Genomic DNA, 17,694 nt, shown 5'->3' with positions numbered 1-17,694 from the left:
TGCCGCATGGAAAAAGAAGCAGTTGAATACGGACTCAATTTAAACCGGCGCAAATTTTTGAGCCGCCTCAGCATTGGCGTTGGCAGTGCGGCATTGGGTTCTTTGCTCATTCCCGATTTATTCAGTAGCAAGCAATGCAACAGAGGTGAGTCAATTGGGCTTACCGCATTTTGCCCCCAAGGCCAAACGCATCATTTACCTGTTTCAAAATGGTGCGCCGTCGCAGCTCGATTTGTTTGACTACAAGCCAACGCTACAACAAATGTTTGGGCAGGATTTGCCAGCCAGCATTCGTGGTGGGCAGCGCCTAACCGGCATGACGGCTAGTCAAACAAGTTTCCCTTTAGCCGGTACTAAATTTCAATTCAATCAATACGGGCAGCACCGGGCTTGGATTAGTGAACTGCTGCCGCATACCGCCAAAGTAGTTGATGATTTGTGCATCATCAAAACCATTCATACCGAAGCCATTAATCACGACCCCGCGTTGACCTTTTTTCAAACAGGGGCGCAGGTGGGCAACAGGCCCAGCATGGGTGCCTGGCTGAGCTATGGCCTCGGCAGCGAAAACCAAAACCTACCTGCATTTACAGTGTTGCTATCCAAAGGAAAAGGCAACGGACAGGGTGTGTATTCCAAACTCTGGACAAATGGTTTTCTCGACAGCATGCACCAGGGCGTACAGTTTAGCAGTGGCGAAAATCCGGTACTCTATCTCAATAATCCTGAGGGCATTGATAAGACTGACCGGCGCAGCATGCTGGATCAGTTGGCATCGCTGAATGAATTGGGTTTTGCCGAAACCGGCGACCCCGAAATAAGGGCGAGAATACAGCAATATGAAATGGCTTTTCGTATGCAAACGGCGGTACCTGAACTGATGGATGTAAGCCGCGAACCCGAAGACATTGTAAAGCTGTACGGCCCAGAATGTTTAGTGCCCGGCACCTATGCAGCCAACTGTTTGCTGGCCAGAAAGCTAAGCGAAAACGGTGTCAGATTTGTGCAGTTGTATCATCAGGGATGGGACGGCCACAACAACCTGCCGTTGGAAATTGAAGGCCAATGCCTCGATACCGATCAACCAACAGCAGCACTGATTACAGATTTGAAACAACGAGGTCTTTTGGATGAAACTCTCGTAATATGGGGTGGCGAATTTGGTCGCACTGCCTATTGCCAGGGGCCGCTCACGAAAGAGAATTACGGCCGTGATCATCATCCGCGTTGCTTTACCATTTGGATGGCCGGTGGCGGTGTAAAGCCCGGTGTGTATGGCGAAACTGATGAGTTTGGCTACAACATTACCAAAGACCCCGTGCATGTGCACGACTTTCATGCTACAATACTGCACTTGATGGGATTGAACCACGAGCAACTCACTTTTAAACATCTCGGCAGAAGATATCGCCTCACCGATGTAGCAGGTAAAGTAGTGAACGGACTGATTGCGTAAATATCAACACGTGACTTTTATTCAGCAAACTTCAAGCATTTGAAAAGAAGACAATTCATAGAGCAATCGCTATTGACGGCCGGCGGCACTTTGTTGCTTGCTGGTTTGGCAAAAGCCGTGGCACCGCAGGAAATTGTTTTTGGACACGGCAACAAACGCTACCGCCTCAACCGGCAATGGAGTCAGGCAGATGTGAGTCGCTATCCGGTAACCGATTGCCATGAAATGCTGCAAGACAGCAAAGGCCGCATTGTATTACTCACCAATGAAACCCGCAACAACGTGTTGCTGTACGACAAAAGCGGAAAGATACTCGAGAGCTGGGGCACAGAATACCCCGGGGCACATGGCCTGAGCATTTTTAATGAAGGCGGAGAAGATGTGCTGTTTATCTGCGACAACAACCGGCACCAGGTAATTAAAACTACGATGCAGGGCAAAGTGCTGATGACGTTGAACTATCCTACCATGACTGGTGAGTACAACAAGGCGGAAGAATTCATTCCCACAGAAACGGCCATTGCTCCCAACGGAGACATTTACGTAGTAGATGGTTATGGCAAAGACTTTGTGATACAGTATGATTACAAAGGGAATTACATCCGACACTTTGGTGGCAGAGGCCCCGAAGCCAAATACCTGCGTAACGCACATGGCATTTGTGTAGACCTTCGCCACAAAACACCAGAACTCATTGTAACGTCCAGAGAGCAGAATGCCTTTAAAAGATATAGTCTGCAAGGAGAGTATATCGGCACGATTGAACTGCCAGGAGCATGGGTGTGCCGACCTGTTATCAAAGACGATTATTTGTATGCCGCCGTACTACAAAGCAGTAGCCGCCTGTGGCAGCAAAGTGGCTTTGTCACCATACTAGATGCACAGCATAAAGTGGTGAGCAATTTGGCAGGCAATACACCTGTGTATCAAGATGGACGCTTGCAGGAAATGTACCAAACAGTAAAAGCGTTCAGCTATCCGCATGATGTGTGCATAGATGATGACGGCTGCCTGTATGTAGCACAATGGAACAGTGGCAAAGTGTATCCTTATAAACTGGAGCCGGTAGCATGAAAGCAAGTCTCATCATCATAGGCATCCTATGCAGCATAGCTGGTCTGGCGCAGCCTTACGAACTGGCAGCACCACTACTTCGCTACCAAAGTATTTTTATAGAAAACGAAACCAAAGTGAGCATGGCATTTGACATGCAAGGAGCAAGCATTCGTTACACCCTGAATGGTGATGAGCCCAATGAAAAATCTAATAAGTATCGGTCGCCAATTGTGCTGCATCAACACAAGACCGTGGTGAAAGCGAAAGCTTTTGCCAAAGGCTATAAACCTTCGGCCACCGTAACACAAACCTTTTATCCAACAGGGTATCGCATCAGCAGCATTACTACGAGTATGCCCAACGAAAAATACAATGGTCTACCCCAGTTGCTGACTGACAACTTGAGTGGCGGCAGCAATCACAGCAATGGTAGCTGGCTCGGTTACAACAGCGATAGTGTTGTCGTGGAAGTATCGCTGTCATCACCGCAACAACTATCAACCGTGATGTTGCATGTACTTTTCAATCAACCCGCATGGATTTTTACCCCGGAGAAAATCCGCATTTACAACCAACAGCAACAATGCATTGCAGAAAAAACATTTGCAGTAGAACAACAAAAAACCGCTGTTGCAGAAGGCATTGAAGTAGCGTTACCAACAGCTTTGCAGCAACAACTACGCATTGTTATTTATCCATTGCAGCAGCTGCCTGAGTGGCACGATGGCAAAGGACAAAAAGCCTGGTTCTTTATTGACGAAATAAAACTCTATTGATAGCCTTGTGAAATCGATTGACAACAAATTATTGAACATCGCCATTGGCTGTAATGCATTGCTGGCGTTTTTGCTACTGTTTGAGCAACGGCTGCACATTCCATCATGGTTGCAAGTAGGCGGCCGCATGCACCCATTGCTCCTGCATTTACCCATTACATTGGTGTTAATCGTGGCACTGTTTGCAGTAGTAAAAGCATTTCTCAAAAAATGGCAATGGTCACAATTCAACACATGGCTGAGTGCGGCGGCTTGTCTGGCTGCGTTAACAGCCTTGTCAGGTTTGTTGCTCAGTTTAGAAGAAGGCTATGATGGCGACCAAATGCGCTGGCACAAGTGGAGTGGTATTGCCGTAGCATGGTGCATGTTAGTTTGGGCATTCATTGCAGAACGCAACAACAACGCTGCCACAAGCAGTGCATTCGGCTTACTGAGCCTTGTAGGCATTGCCATAGCCGGGCATCAGGGAGCCAATATTACACATGGAGATGATTTTTTGCTGGCTCCCATTCAACTGCAGCAAGCTAAACCCGTTGTATTACTCGAAGATGCCCTTGTTTTTCAGGACATGGTGCAACCTATTTTGGAAGCCAAGTGCATGAGCTGCCACAATGAAGACAAAGCAAAAGGCGAACTGCTGATGACATCGGAAGCGGCACTGCGCAAGGGCGGCAAAAGTGGCACCCTGTGGAACCTGCAAATACCGGGCTACGGATTGATGATGGATAGAATTCACCTGCCGCTGCAAGATAAAAAACACATGCCGCCTGCTGGTAAACCACAATTGACTGCAGAGGAAAGTTTTGTCATCGAACAATGGCTGGCGAAAGGTGCATCTTTTCAACAACCTGTGCTGGCGTTGGCGGAAAACGACACACTGCGCAAGATGGCGACACAACGTTTTTCGCAATTGAGCAATGTCAGTTATGATTTCGAAGCAGCTGATGCTAACGACATTCGCCAACTCAATACGGCCAATAGAAGCGTGTATGTATTGGCACTCAACAGCCCGGCATTGGCTGTGGAATTTTATGGCAATCACTCTTTCAATCAAAGCAGTTGAAAGAGCTGGGAAAAGTGAACACACAAATTGTGTCGCTCAACCTGAACAAGATGCCCGTAACGGATGAAGACCTCCACTTAGTGGCAGACTTTCCGAATTTGCGCAAACTCAACTTGTCATTTACAGATATTACAGATAAAGATTTGGCACAACTCAGTAAACTCACTCAATTGCAACAGTTGAGTATTTCGGGAACGAAAGTGACGGAAACAGCACTGCGCCAATTGAGTAGTTGGCCTGCCCTTTCCACGGTGTATGCCTGGCAAACCCAAGTGCCTGCTACTGCTCAAGCTGCTGTGCAACAAGCGTTGGGCAAAACCCGCATTCAGTGGGGTTTTAATGGCGATACCATTCAAATGAAATTGAATGCCCCCATTATTGACAATGAAGCACAAGTAATGACCGGACCAATTGAGTTGCGGCTAAAACATTTTCTGCCCGGTGTCAGCATTCGCTACACACTCGATGGCAGCGAACCAGATAGTATTCGTTCGCCTGAATACAAAGCGGGTACAATGATTCACGAACAGGGATTGATGAAAGCAAAAGCCTTTAAAGCAGGCTGGATGAGCAGCGATGTATCATCCCTCTTTTTTTACAAAAACAAATACCAGCCCGATACCGCTATTGCATTGCTGCCACCCGATGTGTCGTATAAAGGCAATGGCGCCGGCACCATCATCGACAATGTAAAAGCCGATAAAAACTTCAGGAGTGGCAAGTGGCTGGGCTACAAAGAAAATGCCATGCAAACACTGCTTACATTTTCGAAACCACAACCGGTGAGCAGCGTAACAGTAAGTTCGATGATTGACATTGCCAGCTACATTATGCCAGCCATGCGTATTGAAGTGTGGGGTGGCAACCATCCGCAACAGCTGAAACTATTGCAAACATTCGTGCCAACGCAACCGTCTAAAGAAATCCCTTCCTACCTCGAAGCATTTGAATTGAAGTTTCAAACACAAACCGTGCAATACCTGAAACTGGTAGCAGTACCAGTTAGTAAACTACCCGCCTGGCACAGAGGCAAGGGAGATAAAGGCTGGTTTTTTGTGGATGAGTGCTTTATCAACTAATGGCCAATACGCATGAAGGGTGTAATGGCCATTGCAATAGCCCGCACCACTTTTTCCATGAGGTTGTAATCAAGGGTTTGCCATTCATCATCTGGATGATGATAGTATTTGTCTTTATCAGTACCCAGCATAATGGTGTTCGCCGGAATTTTCAATTCACTGAATGGAAAGTTGTCGCTGCGTTTGTAGAGTTGCTGCATTTTAAAATCATCGAACAAAAAATAATCGGATCGCTATTTGTACCTGACAATTGCCGATAGTGCTTATTGAGTGAATCAATTACCCAATCGTCATGCACTCCATATGTAACGAACGGCAATTGCTGGTCGGGGCGGGAGCCCCTTGCCCTGCCCAGCATTTCCAGATTAATGACTTGTTGTATTCTGTTTGCATCCAGCTGACTGGCCAATGCAGTCGAACCAAGCAACCCCAATTCTTCCCCACTAAATGCCACAAACAACATGCTGTAATCGGGCGGTGGTAACCTACGAAAATACTTTGCCAACATGAGCATAGCAGCTACCCCAGAAGCGTTGTCGTTGGCCCCATTGTAAATACTATCTACTTTGAGCGAAGGAAAACCTTCCTGTTCCAACTGATGATTCAATGCTGCATTTTGCGTATGCGTTCCTACATGGTCGTAATGCGCACAAATAATGACTATGCGGTTTGATTTTCCATTGCCGTCAATGACACCCATTACATTCAAGCCCATCACCTGCGCAAAGCCGTTGCGTTGTAAATAGGCTTGCATGTACCCATCATTTCCATTGATGGTTGACAAACCAATATTCGCAAATTGTGCAGCAATCCAGTTGGCCGCCATATGTGCACCGGCACTTGTTGTATACCGGCCCATGGCACTATCATGGCTAAGCGCCTGTACATAGTGCCGCAGGGTATCTGCCTGAATAACCTGCAGCGGCAACTGTGCCTTACTAATCTTCGACAACAGCAACACAACGGCTATGAGCCATAACGGTCTTTGCATTACAGCAACCCTTTTACCACAGCTATAGCCTGTGCCAAATTAGAAGCATCTTGCCCACCCGCTGTAGCCAGATTTTTTTGACCGCCGCCGCCACCTTTAATGATGGGCGCCAGGTGTTGTTTAATGATGGCACCAGCATCCAATCCTTTTGCAGCTACCACATTGTCGGCAATGCTCACAGCCACAAACGGCTTGCCGTCAATATTGGCCGCCAGCACAACTACAAAATCGTTGAGGTGATTTTTCAGGTCGAAGCAGAGCTTCTTCAATGCATCAGCGTTGCCTACTTCTACAATGTCGCCTATGAAGTTGATGCCGTTGATGATTTCATCTTTTTGCAAGAGCTCATTGCGCACCGCCACCAGTTGGCGGGCTTCCAGCATTTCGATGTGCTTTTTCAGCTGTGCGTTTTCGGTGAGCAGTTTGTCTACGGCTTTGATAGGATCTTTTGCCTTCAGCAAACTGCCGATGCCTTTGATATTTAAGAGCCTTTCGGAGAAATAACGGAAAGCTGTAGGACCGGTGTATGCTTCAATACGACGCACACCCGCAGCCACCGCCGATTCGCTGGCGAGGGCAAACAAACCAATCATGCCGGTATGCATTACATGCGTACCGCCACACAGCTCTACCGAGTAGTTGGGATCAATAGTCACCACCCGTACCACATCGCCATACTTTTCGCCAAAGAGGGCCATGGCACCACGTGTCAGCGCTTCTTCTTTGGGCAACGATTCGATGACAACAGGAATGTTTTCACGGATTTTATCATTCACTATTTTTTCTACACTGCGTATTTCTTCATCGGTCATTTTGCTGAAATGCGAGAAGTCGAAACGCAGGTATTCATCATTCACCAACGAGCCTTTTTGTGCCACATGCGTACCCAACACCTGACGCAATGCTGCATGCAGCAAGTGCGTAGCCGTGTGGTTGTACATGGTATTCAACCGACGTTCGGCATGTACTACAGCCCTTACATCGCCGCTTATATCAGCAGGCAGGCTGTCTACAAAATGTACAATAAGGTCATTTTCTTTTTTGGTGTTGAGCACCTGAATGATTTCATCACCAAAATGCAACTCACCGGTATCGCCTACCTGGCCACCACTTTCGGCATAAAAAGGAGTGCTGGCCAGTACCAACTGGTATTGGTCTTTACCCTTGGCACTTACTTTCCGAAACTTTTGTACATGGGTGCCCACGTTTAAATCGGCGTAGCCTACAAAGCCGAGGCCAGCTGTTTCGTTCACAATTTGCCAGTCGCCCGTATCTAAAGTAGTGGCAGCACGGCTACGGTTTTTCTGCTTTTCCATCTCAGAGTTGAACTCATTCTCATCAATTGTAAACTTGAATCCAATTGAATTCTGTGCTAAGATTAATTGTGTAAGATCTAATGGGAACCCATAAGTATCATATAATTCAAATGCTTCTTTTCCACTAAATGTGAAAGGGTATTCTGTTTTTTCTGATTCAGAAAGCACTCGATTAGGATTATCAGAATAAATTTCATGTTGAGGAAAAAAAGGAACATGTTCCCTTCTCATCTGTCTCAAATTCTCAAAAATTGAATCTAGTTTCTTAAGGCCCTTTTCAAGAGTTCTCAAAAATGCTTCTTCTTCCTCCAGTACTACTTTACCTACAAAAGTTTCCTGCTTTTTCAGTTCTGGAAACACATGCTCAAATTGTGCCGCCAGCACGGGCACCAATTGATGCAGCAGCGGCTGCTTGTAGCCGAGGTAAGAATAGTAGTAGCGAACGGCACGACGCAAAATGCGACGGATAACATAACCGGCACCGGTATTGCTGGGCAGCTGACCATCGGCAATGGTAAAGCTGATGGCACGAATATGATCGGCCAACACCCGGAAGGCCACGGCCTGCTTGCTATCGCTGAAATCGTATTGGGCACCGGTAATGTTTTCTACCGCTGCAATGGTGCCGGTAAACAAATCGGTATCGTAGTTGCTGGTTTTGCCCTGCAGTACCCGCACCAGGCGTTCCAGGCCCATGCCGGTATCTACGTGCTTGGCAGGCAGTGGCTGCAGGCTACCGTCTTTCAGGCGGTTAAACTGCATGAATACGTTGTTCCAGATTTCAATCACCTGTGGGTGGTCGTTGTTCACCAGGGTTTTGCCATCTACGGCAGCCCGTTCTGCATCGGGGCGGCAGTCTACATGTATTTCGGTACAGGGGCCGCAGGGGCCTGTGTCGCCCATTTCCCAAAAGTTGTCTTTTTTATTGCCCAGCAAAATGCGGTTGGGGTCAATCCATTTGGCCCATTCAGTAGCAGCTTCTTCGTCTTTCGGCAGGCCTTCTTTTTCATCGCCTTCAAACACGGTGACGTACAACCGGTCTTTAGGAATTTGGTACACGCCGGTGAGCAGTTCCCAGCTCCACGAAATGGCTTCTGTTTTAAAATAATCGCCAAAGCTCCAGTTGCCCAGCATTTCAAACATGGTGTGGTGGTAGGTATCTACACCCACTTCTTCCAGGTCGTTGTGTTTGCCGCTTACCCGCAGGCATTTTTGGGTATCGGCCACCCGCTTGCTGGCAGGCGTTTGGTTGCCCAAAAAATAATCTTTGAACTGGTTCATACCCGCATTGGTAAACATGAGGGTAGGATCATTTTTTACCACAATGGGGGCACTGGGTACAATGCTGTGCTGCTTAGAAGCAAAGAAATCGAGAAACTGCTGGCGTATTTGAGCTGCGGTCATGCTGGTAGATACTTTGGTCATTTCAATATTTTGCCGTCGGCGTAAGAAAATGGTCAAAACAGACTCCTAAAGGCTATTTTTGACTGCTTTGCCTGGCAAGGTGCGCAAAGGTAAAAGATTAGCAGCCGTGATGATGGTCATTTTTCCCTGCCGGAAAAGATGACGACAACGCCATAAGAACCAGTGAAAAGATCAAGTACTTCTATAACACGCATACGCTCCGCTACGAAAAGCTGGTGACCCCCTTGCGGGTGAAACTGCTGCGGATATTCGGGTTCATTGCGGCAGCACTTACCACCTCCTTTATTATTGTGCTGATTGGCCAGCGGTATTTTCCGAGTGCCAACGAACGTACCCTGATGCAGGAAAATGCCAACCTGCGCTACGGCTACAAAGTGCTGGATAAACAAATTGAAGAACTGGAACAACGGCTGGCCACGTTGGAAAAGCGGGACAATAATGTGTACCGCTCCATTTTTGAATCGAAGCCCATACCCGACAGTGCCCGGGCCAAAATGCTGGAAGAAATAGCGGAGCTCAAAAAAGTGAGCAGCATGGGGCAAGACCAGCTGATTACCGACATGGCCGCACAATTGCAGCGCCTCTTCAACCGCATGAATGCGCAGCAAACCTCATTTGGCAGCATCGAAAAAATGATTGAACGTAAGGAAGACCTGCTGGCCGCCATCCCTGCCATACAGCCTGTGGCCAACAAAGACCTGGAGCGGGTAGCCAGTGGTTTCGGCTACCGCATCGATCCCATTTATAAAGTGCCGAAAATGCATGCCGGCCTCGACTTTACGGCCCCTACCGGTACGCCTATTTATGCTACTGCCGATGGCCGGGTAAAAGAAGCCAACTTCAACACCGGTGGCTACGGCAACCACGTGGTAATAGACCACGGCTTTGGCTATGAAACCTTGTATGGCCACATGGTGCGCATCAAAGCCAGAGCAGGGCAAACCGTAAAGCGGGGCGAAGTGATTGGCTGGGTGGGTAGTACGGGCAAAAGCACCGGTCCGCACCTGCATTACGAAGTCATCAAAGGCGGCACCAAAATCGATCCCATTTACTTTTTTTACAACGACCTGACACCGGAACAATACAACCGCTTGTTGCAACTGGCGGCTACGAGGAACCAGAGTTTTGATTAACCCGGTGCCCGGGGTTGACGAGTTGACGGGTTGAAAAGTTAACAAGTTTCCCATCTTTCTCGTTCCTTGTTGATTACTTGTCTTCAACTTTCCAACCTACTAACCTTCCAACCTGCCAACTTTCCAACCATGTCTCTCCACTCCTTACTGCTCGAAGACAACCACAAAACACAGGTGGAGAAAGTACAACTATGGGTAGGCGACAACGCAGGCAGATTTACGCAGTTGATTGAGATAGTAACAGGCAAAGACGAACGCATGGCCCGCCGTGCAGCGTGGCCCATGAGCTATGTGGCCCATGAGCTATGTGGCCGAAGCACATCCGCAATTGGCTATTCCGCATTTACCGGCATTGATACACCTGTTGCATCAACCCAACATACACAACGGTATTACCCGAAACATTGTGCGACTATTACAGTTTGTACCCATACCAGAACCATTGCATGGCGAAGTAATGGACCGTTGTTTTCGCTACATAGAAAACCTGCAGGAAAAGCCCGCCATCAAAGCATTTGCGCTGACGGTGCTGCATAACCTGAGCCAACACTACCCCGAAATTGTGCCCGAAATAAAAGCCATCATTGCCGACCGTTTGGATTATGAAACGCCGGCTTTTAAAGTAAGAGCGAAAATATTTTTACGCTGAGCTTACTTAATCAAACGCCAGGTGAGCGGGTAGCGATACAGTTTATTTTCCGACGCTTTTACAGTAGCTACTATTACCAGCACCAACGAAAGAATGCCTACTAACCATAGCAGTAAAATACCAATGATGCTGATGAATAACCCGATAGCAACAATCGTCATGGTAATTTGAAAATTGAGCGACTCCTTGGCATGTGCGGCTACATAGGGAGATTCATCTTTTTTGATGAGGTAAATAATCAAGGCGGGTACTATCCAGAAGAATAAGGAAAGCACATGACACAAAATGGCCATGGTACGTTCATCGCTGGTGGGCGGTGTTGCAAAAGTTTCGTCGCGGTTCAAAATATCCTGAGGATCGAATGACTGTGCCATCTTGAAAATATTTGGGAATCAAGATAACGAAGCAGCATCACAAAACGTGATGGAAGTACAAAAACTGTTTCGCTTTTTTACACATATGTTTCCATAATGAGCTGCAGCCTTCGCTTGTAATCGTACTGCAAATCTTCGTGCATGCCTTTGATGAGTTTGCTGATTTTTTGATGTTGGGTATGGGCCATTTTATCTACCACAGTTGAATGCGTAATGTGGTGCGGCAGCTGCAATAGCTCTTGCAAAAAATGTAAATGCAGCGCCACTTCCATTTCTTTATTGGCGGCATAGCGGGCCACTTTATTTACCTGCCGTAATATTTTGCGGATGCTTTTTTTGGCAAAAAATACAGTGCTGGTATTTATCTGTGCAAAGCCCTCGCTGATGGCCTGCTGTACCTGTGCGGTGTAGCCATCGGCATCGGCCGCATCAAACAGCAGGTAGCTCAGTAGTTCTTTGTTGTCTTGCTTAAAACGGGCCAGCCGCAGGCACAGTGCCAGCAACTCTTCTTGCGGCAGTGTTTGCAGTTCGGCTTTCAGTTCGGCAAGTGAAGCAGGTTTGAGCATGGAGGCAAATTAGTTGATTAGTTGATTGGTTGACTAGTTGACTAGTTAATGGGGAATTAGGGATTAGGAGTTAGGAATTAGGGGGTGAGTAATGTAAACTTGTGAACCTTGCAACTTGTGAACTCGTCAACCCGTGAACCCGTCAACTTTCAAATCAACCAACCTCCTCCCCCTAACTTTGCCGCCTTATGGGCCAAAAGAAACTCATCCGCTTCGCAGCTATCAAATCGTTTTCCAATGTGCTGGAGTACCCCGAAAACATGCCGGGTACCTGGGGCAGCTTTTTTGCCAGCGCACAGCCACTCACATTGGAGCTGGCCTGTGGCAAAGGCGAATACGCCGTTGGTTTGGGCCAAATGTTTCCGAAAAGAAATTTTCTGGGTGTAGATGTAAAAGGCAACCGCATTTTCATTGGTGCCAAGCGGGCCCTGGCCATGGGTTTGGGCAATGTAGGTTTTATGCGTACCCAAATCGACCGCATCGATCAGTATTTTGCCCCCGGCGAGGTTGCCGAAATCTGGCTCACCTTCCCCGACCCGCAGCTGCGGACCGGCCATGCCCGTAAGCGACTGACACATCCCAACTTTTTGCGTCGCTACCAGCGTTTTCTGCAGCCCGGCGCCTGTATCAATCTCAAAACCGATTCGCCGGTGCTGCATGCCTTTACCCTGCTGGTGATTGAACATTATGGCTGCAGCTTGGTTACAAATTACACCAACGTGTATGGCGAAGCCACCGAGCCGGAGTTGTTGACTATTCAAACCCATTACGAGGGCCTCGACATTGCACAAAGTGGTCGGATTTTTTACCTGCGGTTTCAACTGCCCGATGTAATAGATGCAGCGAAAGACGAAGCATTTAAACAAGCGGGTGTGGGAGCTGGAGCAGGGAACACAAGCATCGGCAGCAGATTTATGAAAGTGCAACTGAAAGAGGGCGAAGATTACTATTACAGCCCCGAAGGGTACATGGTGTTGACAGAAAAATACCACCTCGAACGTGGGGTGTGCTGTGGCAATGGCTGCCGGCATTGCCCCTATGCATACGTTCGGGTGCCCGAGCCCCGCAAAAGCCATTTGTTACAACAACAGGCTGCGAAGTCTGACACCCGAACTGATAAGCCGGTTTAGTGCTTTCCCGCTTATTGATAGAAGTATAATGTTTTTACAGTAGCTGCATCAATGCCCGGCGGGGTAAACAACAACGTGTGCTCGGTGGGTCGGTTGTTGGTTCCATACTTCATAGTGAAGTTTATATAAGGCACCGTTGGGAAGCCAACCTGCTGTTGCAACGTAGCTTTCACTAAATTATTGACACTGTATCCGCCTTCCAGCATTTCATGATCACAGAGCACATCATCCATAGTACGATCATAGGGCTGCTTTTTGTTGTCGTATTCATAGTTCAGCTGTGCTTGTTGTTTCCATTGTTGAGTAGCATCGTCCCAATTAATAGAGATAATCATTTTACTGATAGCGTTATTGCTCCAGGTAGCTACTTCTTTCCATAATGGCTCCGGGTTATCAGGAGTACCCAGCAGATAAGAATAACACGCTCTTTCTTTGAGCAAAGAGCCTGCATACGACACAGCAATACTATCGTTTGGGTCAATCATTGCCGGGTCGTCATACACCAACAAATATTTCACCTGCTTGCTAGCGTTGCGAAACACTTTTACAAAAGTGGAATCATCAGGCGAATCGCCATCATTAATACGAATCAACGTAATCAAGCCTTCCGCATCCCGATGGTAATACTTGTAAGCATAGGCAGGTATACCATTTAAGGTACCTGTCGTTTTTATCTGAATCAATCGTTTGCTTCCATCAAAGTCATAAAATGCAGAAGCCTTGTTGGAGTTAGAAGCAGGTACAGAGCTCATGTCTGACCTGGTGAGCAAATCACCATTAAAGCCTCCTGTACCACCGCCAGTACCCGAGGTATCAACATTGGGATTGCCATTCACTTCAAACGAAATTTCTTTTTGGCAGGAAGTGAGTGCCAGGAATGCCAGCATAACGGCAGCAAAGAGTGATGTACGAATTTTCATTTATGTAAGGTTTAAACGCAGCTACCCGAATCAAACAGCAGTTATTGAAAAATACAACACGAATGCGTTTATGCGACAAGGTTGTTTGCGTAAATAAATATACTCACCTACATTTATTTGTGCAATAAATATTGCAAGAGCTATACTCCGAAATCGCCCCAACTCAATACAAGCTGTTGCACAGCAACCCTATTACCCACTACAGTTGTAGCCTTCATGCAACGGATGCTTGTTGAGTTGCCCTAATTTAGTAGAATGAAAAAACGGAGCAGCACCACCAATAGCAGCCACAGCTTTTTTGAAAACGTATGGGATGTAGTGCGGCAGGTACCAAAAGGCCGGGTTACCACCTATGGAGCCATAGCCAAATACCTGGGCAGTGGCATGAGTGCCCGTATGGTAGGCTGGGCCATGAATGCCGCTCATGTACTGCCCGATGTGCCTGCGCAACGTGTAGTCAACCGCATGGGCATGCTTAGTGGCAAAATGCATTTTGGCACGCCCACCCGCATGGAAGAATTATTGAAAAAAGATGGCGTAGCAGTAAAAGAAGATGTAGTCGCCGATTTTGCCCAACGCTTTTGGGACCCGGCTATTGAGCTGGATTTATAACGCTATTTACCTGAGAAAAAAGTATCCGGCACCCCTTTGTTGATGACATAGTTGTCGTAGGTCAATTCAACATAGCCCTTCTTGTTTTTCAGCTTGTTGGTATCGGGCTTTTCGCCATCGTCAAACTCCAAAGTTACACCCTTGGGCAGTTTGTAGTCTTTGGTATTAAAGCTGAATACAGTTTTATCCGGCAAGGCATACGCTGTCCATTTGCCATAAAACAATTCTACATCATAAGTGCCATTTTCTTTAGTGGTAGTCGTTGATTTTTTGATGAGCAAGTTGGCTTCATCAATGTACAAAGTCGTTAGTACCACATCGCTGTTATTGTCTGCCGGCAGCACTTTTACCACCCTCACGGTTTGGCCTTGCAGGGTAGCGGTACCGGCATCCAGCGCTACAAAGTTTTTATCGTTGAGTACATTTTGCATGTTCACACTTACGCCGCCTTTGGGCAAAATACTAATGCCCTTTTCTTTGGAAATACGAAAGCGGTTGGGTTTTTTAAAATACACATTCACTTTGGCCACCGGCACTTTTAAAAACGCCACATCTGTTCGCAGCCTTCCGGTAGCGCTGTAGTCGTTTACTTTTTCCAGTTTGGCTTTCAGTTTAAGTATCAGGGCGGTGGCATCTTGGGCCTGCACAGCCTGCGAAAGACAGAGGATTGCGATTGCAAAAACAAATACAGAACGAAATTTCATGTAGCGAATGTCGGTGAAAGAAATGGTTGCAAAGGATTTGAAACGTATAACACATTGTAAGTTTCTTCTGTTCATTCGTTATGGTTATAAACAAACATTTAGCGTTTGCCAAAAGCCCAATCATCCGCTCCCTTTTCCTGATTCCGTAATCCGTTGTTCCCGATTGCGATGCACTTACTGATAGAAGCGGATGAGTTTTGCCCCGCAATTTGACGATACATGTACAAAATATTCCTCCTGACGCTGCTGCTGCCTGCAGTTGCTTTGGCACAGCCACAACAAGACACCCTTAACGGCAAAGAAGACATGCCACAGGTAACCATCGTTGGTTATAAAGACCGCCTGCTGGCCAAGGTGCCCGGCTCGGTTTCAGTACTCAAATTCAAAGACATACAAACACTTCAGCCCATCAGCGGCAATGATATTGTGCGTCGGGTGCCCGGCATCAACATAACCGATGAAGAAGGCGCCGGCCTTCGCATCAACATCGGCATCCGTGGCCTCGACCCCGACCGTAGTCGCAGTGTGCTCATGCTGGAAGATGGCATCCCCGTTGCCCTCAACCCCTATGGCGAACCCGAAATGTATTTTACCCCCGTCATCGATAAAGTACGCAGCATTGAAGTGCTGAAAGGCAGTGGCCAGGTATTGTTTGGCCCGCAAACCATCGGTGGTGTGGTCAATTTTATCACTGCTAATCCTCCCGACTCCGCCACTACTGAAGTGAGGCTTCGGGGTGGTGAAAACGGGTTTTTCAGCGGCTATGCCAGTTATGGCAATACCGTGGGCAACACGGGTTTTATTGTTAGCTTTTTGCGCAAGCAGGCCAACAACATGGGACCTACCTGGTTTCACATCAACGACCTGAGTGCCAAACTCAAAATCAGGCTCAATGATAAAAGCAGCATTGGTTTTAAACTGGGCCTATATGATGAGCTCAGTAATAGCACCTACATCGGCATTACTACTCCCATGTGGTTGAAAGCTGGTGCCGACGATTTTGTACGCATTGCTCCACATGACCGTTTGCCCGTTCGCCGCTACAACATTAGCGCTACACACAACTATCGTTTTACCAATAATATCCAACTGCAAACCACTGCATTTGCGTATAGCATCACCAGAAACTGGCAACGACAGGATTTTAGCTACAGCCGTACTGCTGCCAACCAAACCGGCGTAGTTTGGGGCGACACGACTATAAGCAACGGTGCCATATTTATGCTCAACAGCAATGGCCACCGCAACCGCCAGTTTGAAGTAATGGGTGTAGAACCCCGACTCACTATCAAAGGCAAACTGGGCAATGGTGAACACCAGTTGAAACTCGGTGCACGGGCACTGTATGAAAAAGCCAATGAGCAATTTGTAATTGGCGCCAAAGCTGATGCCACAGCTGGTAATATCCGCGACAATGAAATTCGCAGCGGCCTAGCCCTCAGTGCATTTGTGCAAGAAGAATGGCAACTGAATAAAAAGCTCCGCCTCAATGCCGGTGTACGTGCAGAGCAGTTCGATTATAGCCGCCGCATACTTCGTGGAAGGTTTACAGTAAATAGCGTTAGCAATGTAGTGCGTGATACCAACGTACTGGCCAGCCGCAACATTGTAGCCCTCATTCCCGGTGCAGGATTTTCGTATGAAGCCAGTGAGCAATTCACCTTTTTTGGTGGCGTACACAAAGGCTATGCACCACCCCGCACCAAAGATGCCATTACCCCAACAGGCGTTACCCTCGACCTTGATGCAGAAAACAGCTGGAACTATGAACTGGGCACCCGCTTTGCTATTGGCAATATCATCAGCGGCGAACTCACCGCATTCATGATGGATTTTCAAAACCAGATTATACCCACCAGTGTAAGCAGCGGCAATGCCAACGCTACAGGCTTGGCCAATGGTGGAGCTACCCGCCACAAAGGTGTAGAGCTGGGTGTACAATGGGATATCAGCAAAACACTGGGCATGAAAAAAATGGGCCGTTTTACTCAACAACAATCTGACATACGTGAATAGCCGCTACAATGAAGATCGCTTCCTCAATAAAGGAACAGAACTTGTAAATGTAGCGGGCAACAAACTGCCCTATGCCCCCGAATGGATATGGAACGGCACATTGGCCATTGAAAGCAAACAAGGGTTGGGCATGCGTTTGTTCAGCAATTATGTAGCCGATCAATTTGCCGATGAGTTGAACACTGTAGAAGCCAGTGCCAATGGCAGAACAGGTTTGCTCGACAGTCGCTTACTAATTGATGCCACAGCATTCTACACCCTTCCCAACAAAAAAATCAGCTTCAATATCAGCGCCAAAAACCTGAGCAACGAACGTTACATTGCCAGCCGTCGCCCCGAAGGCATTCGGGTAGGCATAGGCCGAATGGTTACCGCAGGTGTAGACATAGTGCTATAAGCATGTAGATTTGGGCAAACGAATACCACGA

19 protein-coding genes are annotated in these 17,694 nt (G+C 47.5%); 12 read left to right on the top strand and 7 right to left on the bottom strand.

The window, feature by feature from the left end:
- The first annotated feature begins 6 nt into the window (after positions 1–6).
- Genes GLV81_RS21650 through GLV81_RS02415 form a run of 6 tightly spaced genes read left to right on the top strand, consistent with a single transcriptional unit; the run spans position 7 to position 5,430 of the window.
- Positions 7–240, top strand: a complete 234-nt coding sequence (locus tag GLV81_RS21650) for a twin-arginine translocation signal domain-containing protein (RefSeq protein ID WP_425500008.1) — start codon at positions 7–9, stop codon at positions 238–240.
- Positions 146–1,456 (top strand): DUF1501 domain-containing protein, encoded by a 1,311-nt coding sequence (locus tag GLV81_RS02435; RefSeq protein WP_246186192.1) that lies wholly within the window; start codon positions 146–148, stop codon positions 1,454–1,456. Before GLV81_RS21650 ends, GLV81_RS02435 begins: the two co-directional genes overlap by 95 nt.
- A gap of 39 nt (positions 1,457–1,495) precedes the next feature.
- Positions 1,496–2,530 carry a 6-bladed beta-propeller gene (locus GLV81_RS02430; RefSeq protein ID WP_157476545.1) on the top strand — a complete coding sequence of 345 codons (1,035 nt, stop codon included), beginning with the start codon at positions 1,496–1,498 and terminating at the stop codon, positions 2,528–2,530.
- The gene (locus GLV81_RS02425; RefSeq protein ID WP_157476543.1) at positions 2,527–3,288 is read left to right on the top strand and encodes a chitobiase/beta-hexosaminidase C-terminal domain-containing protein; all 762 of its coding nucleotides are present in this window, start codon (positions 2,527–2,529) and stop codon (positions 3,286–3,288) included. Before GLV81_RS02430 ends, GLV81_RS02425 begins: the two co-directional genes overlap by 4 nt.
- A 7-nt stretch (positions 3,289–3,295) precedes the next feature.
- On the top strand, positions 3,296–4,351 hold the full coding sequence (locus tag GLV81_RS02420) for a DUF2231 domain-containing protein (protein WP_157476541.1): 1,056 nt from the start codon (positions 3,296–3,298) through the stop codon (positions 4,349–4,351).
- Positions 4,348–5,430 (top strand): FN3 associated domain-containing protein, encoded by a 1,083-nt coding sequence (locus GLV81_RS02415; protein ID WP_157476539.1) that lies wholly within the window; start codon positions 4,348–4,350, stop codon positions 5,428–5,430. Before GLV81_RS02420 ends, GLV81_RS02415 begins: the two co-directional genes overlap by 4 nt.
- Here GLV81_RS02415 and GLV81_RS21000 read toward each other — a convergent pair.
- Genes GLV81_RS21000 through alaS form a run of 3 tightly spaced genes read right to left on the bottom strand, consistent with a single transcriptional unit; the run spans position 5,427 to position 9,162 of the window.
- Complete coding sequence (locus GLV81_RS21000) at positions 5,427–5,585, bottom strand: hypothetical protein (RefSeq protein ID WP_281350764.1); 159 nt, start codon at positions 5,583–5,585, stop codon at positions 5,427–5,429. The genes GLV81_RS02415 and GLV81_RS21000 overlap by 4 nt on opposite strands.
- Positions 5,582–6,421: a M28 family peptidase gene (locus tag GLV81_RS20995; protein ID WP_157476535.1), complete on the bottom strand. Its 840-nt coding sequence runs from the start codon at positions 6,419–6,421 to the stop codon at positions 5,582–5,584. Before GLV81_RS20995 ends, GLV81_RS21000 begins: the two co-directional genes overlap by 4 nt.
- Positions 6,421–9,162, bottom strand: coding sequence for an alanine--tRNA ligase (gene alaS / locus GLV81_RS02400; protein WP_246186191.1), 2,742 nt, complete (start codon positions 9,160–9,162; stop codon positions 6,421–6,423). Before alaS ends, GLV81_RS20995 begins: the two co-directional genes overlap by 1 nt.
- Before the next feature lie 230 nt (positions 9,163–9,392).
- Between alaS and GLV81_RS02395 the strand changes: the two genes are divergently transcribed.
- Together GLV81_RS02395 and GLV81_RS02390 are read left to right on the top strand one after the other, a co-directional pair.
- Positions 9,393–10,295 (top strand): M23 family metallopeptidase, encoded by a 903-nt coding sequence (locus tag GLV81_RS02395; RefSeq protein ID WP_246186414.1) that lies wholly within the window; start codon positions 9,393–9,395, stop codon positions 10,293–10,295.
- Between the two features lie 289 nt (positions 10,296–10,584).
- A complete protein-coding gene (locus GLV81_RS02390; protein WP_197428861.1) occupies positions 10,585–10,944 on the top strand; it encodes a hypothetical protein in 360 nt (119 codons plus the stop codon).
- A gap of 2 nt (positions 10,945–10,946) precedes the next feature.
- Here GLV81_RS02390 and GLV81_RS02385 read toward each other — a convergent pair whose 3' ends face one another.
- Both GLV81_RS02385 and GLV81_RS02380 read right to left on the bottom strand, forming a co-directional pair.
- Complete coding sequence (locus GLV81_RS02385; protein ID WP_157476529.1) at positions 10,947–11,318, bottom strand: DUF4870 domain-containing protein; 372 nt, start codon at positions 11,316–11,318, stop codon at positions 10,947–10,949.
- Positions 11,319–11,395: 77 nt separating this feature from the next.
- Entirely contained in the window at positions 11,396–11,884 is a 489-nt protein-coding gene (locus tag GLV81_RS02380; RefSeq protein WP_157476527.1) for a hypothetical protein, read from the bottom strand.
- Between the two features lie 188 nt (positions 11,885–12,072).
- Here GLV81_RS02380 and trmB point away from each other — a divergent pair, with 188 nt between their 5' ends.
- Positions 12,073–13,014, top strand: coding sequence for a tRNA (guanosine(46)-N7)-methyltransferase TrmB (gene trmB, locus GLV81_RS02375; protein ID WP_157476525.1), 942 nt, complete (start codon positions 12,073–12,075; stop codon positions 13,012–13,014).
- An 11-nt stretch (positions 13,015–13,025) separates the two neighbouring features.
- On the opposite strand, the gene GLV81_RS02370 is transcribed toward trmB, so the two are convergent.
- Positions 13,026–13,934, bottom strand: a complete 909-nt coding sequence (locus GLV81_RS02370; protein WP_157476523.1) for a hypothetical protein — start codon at positions 13,932–13,934, stop codon at positions 13,026–13,028.
- Positions 13,935–14,189: 255 nt separating this feature from the next.
- Between GLV81_RS02370 and GLV81_RS02365 the strand changes: the two genes are divergently transcribed.
- A complete protein-coding gene (locus GLV81_RS02365) occupies positions 14,190–14,546 on the top strand; it encodes an MGMT family protein (RefSeq protein WP_157476521.1) in 357 nt (118 codons plus the stop codon).
- Positions 14,547–14,548: 2 nt separating this feature from the next.
- On the opposite strand, the gene GLV81_RS02360 is transcribed toward GLV81_RS02365, so the two are convergent.
- Positions 14,549–15,250, bottom strand: coding sequence for a LolA family protein (locus GLV81_RS02360; RefSeq protein WP_157476519.1), 702 nt, complete (start codon positions 15,248–15,250; stop codon positions 14,549–14,551).
- Between the two features lie 219 nt (positions 15,251–15,469).
- On the opposite strand from GLV81_RS02360, the gene GLV81_RS02355 reads away from it, so the two are divergent.
- On the top strand, positions 15,470–17,266 hold the full coding sequence (locus GLV81_RS02355) for a TonB-dependent receptor family protein (RefSeq protein ID WP_157476517.1): 1,797 nt from the start codon (positions 15,470–15,472) through the stop codon (positions 17,264–17,266).
- Positions 17,259–17,663 (top strand): TonB-dependent receptor, encoded by a 405-nt coding sequence (locus GLV81_RS20990; RefSeq protein WP_157476515.1) that lies wholly within the window; start codon positions 17,259–17,261, stop codon positions 17,661–17,663. Before GLV81_RS02355 ends, GLV81_RS20990 begins: the two co-directional genes overlap by 8 nt.
- The last annotated feature ends 31 nt before the right edge of the window (positions 17,664–17,694 follow it).

The organism is Phnomibacter ginsenosidimutans (assembly GCF_009740285.1).
GTDB lineage: Bacteria > Bacteroidota > Bacteroidia > Chitinophagales > Chitinophagaceae > Phnomibacter > Phnomibacter ginsenosidimutans.
The sequence above is the reverse complement of the archived record's forward strand: the minus strand, read 5'-3'. Positions and strand labels throughout refer to the sequence as shown.

What these genes read in the sequence shown, in the direction of transcription:
- GLV81_RS02380 (WP_157476527.1), bottom strand. Translation starts at nt 11,884, where the DNA reads ATGCTCAAACCTGCTTCACTTGCCGAACTGAAAGCCGAACTGCAAACA.
- trmB (WP_157476525.1), top strand. Translation starts at nt 12,073, where the DNA reads ATGGGCCAAAAGAAACTCATCCGCTTCGCAGCTATCAAATCGTTTTCC.
- GLV81_RS21650 (WP_425500008.1), top strand. Translation starts at nt 7, where the DNA reads ATGGAAAAAGAAGCAGTTGAATACGGACTCAATTTAAACCGGCGCAAA.
- alaS (WP_246186191.1), bottom strand. Translation starts at nt 9,162, where the DNA reads ATGACCAAAGTATCTACCAGCATGACCGCAGCTCAAATACGCCAGCAG.
- GLV81_RS20995 (WP_157476535.1), bottom strand. Translation starts at nt 6,421, where the DNA reads ATGCAAAGACCGTTATGGCTCATAGCCGTTGTGTTGCTGTTGTCGAAG.
- GLV81_RS02365 (WP_157476521.1), top strand. Translation starts at nt 14,190, where the DNA reads ATGAAAAAACGGAGCAGCACCACCAATAGCAGCCACAGCTTTTTTGAA.
- GLV81_RS02355 (WP_157476517.1), top strand. Translation starts at nt 15,470, where the DNA reads ATGTACAAAATATTCCTCCTGACGCTGCTGCTGCCTGCAGTTGCTTTG.
- GLV81_RS02360 (WP_157476519.1), bottom strand. Translation starts at nt 15,250, where the DNA reads ATGAAATTTCGTTCTGTATTTGTTTTTGCAATCGCAATCCTCTGTCTT.
- GLV81_RS02370 (WP_157476523.1), bottom strand. Translation starts at nt 13,934, where the DNA reads ATGAAAATTCGTACATCACTCTTTGCTGCCGTTATGCTGGCATTCCTG.
- GLV81_RS02385 (WP_157476529.1), bottom strand. Translation starts at nt 11,318, where the DNA reads ATGGCACAGTCATTCGATCCTCAGGATATTTTGAACCGCGACGAAACT.
- GLV81_RS02390 (WP_197428861.1), top strand. Translation starts at nt 10,585, where the DNA reads ATGTGGCCCATGAGCTATGTGGCCGAAGCACATCCGCAATTGGCTATT.
- GLV81_RS02425 (WP_157476543.1), top strand. Translation starts at nt 2,527, where the DNA reads ATGAAAGCAAGTCTCATCATCATAGGCATCCTATGCAGCATAGCTGGT.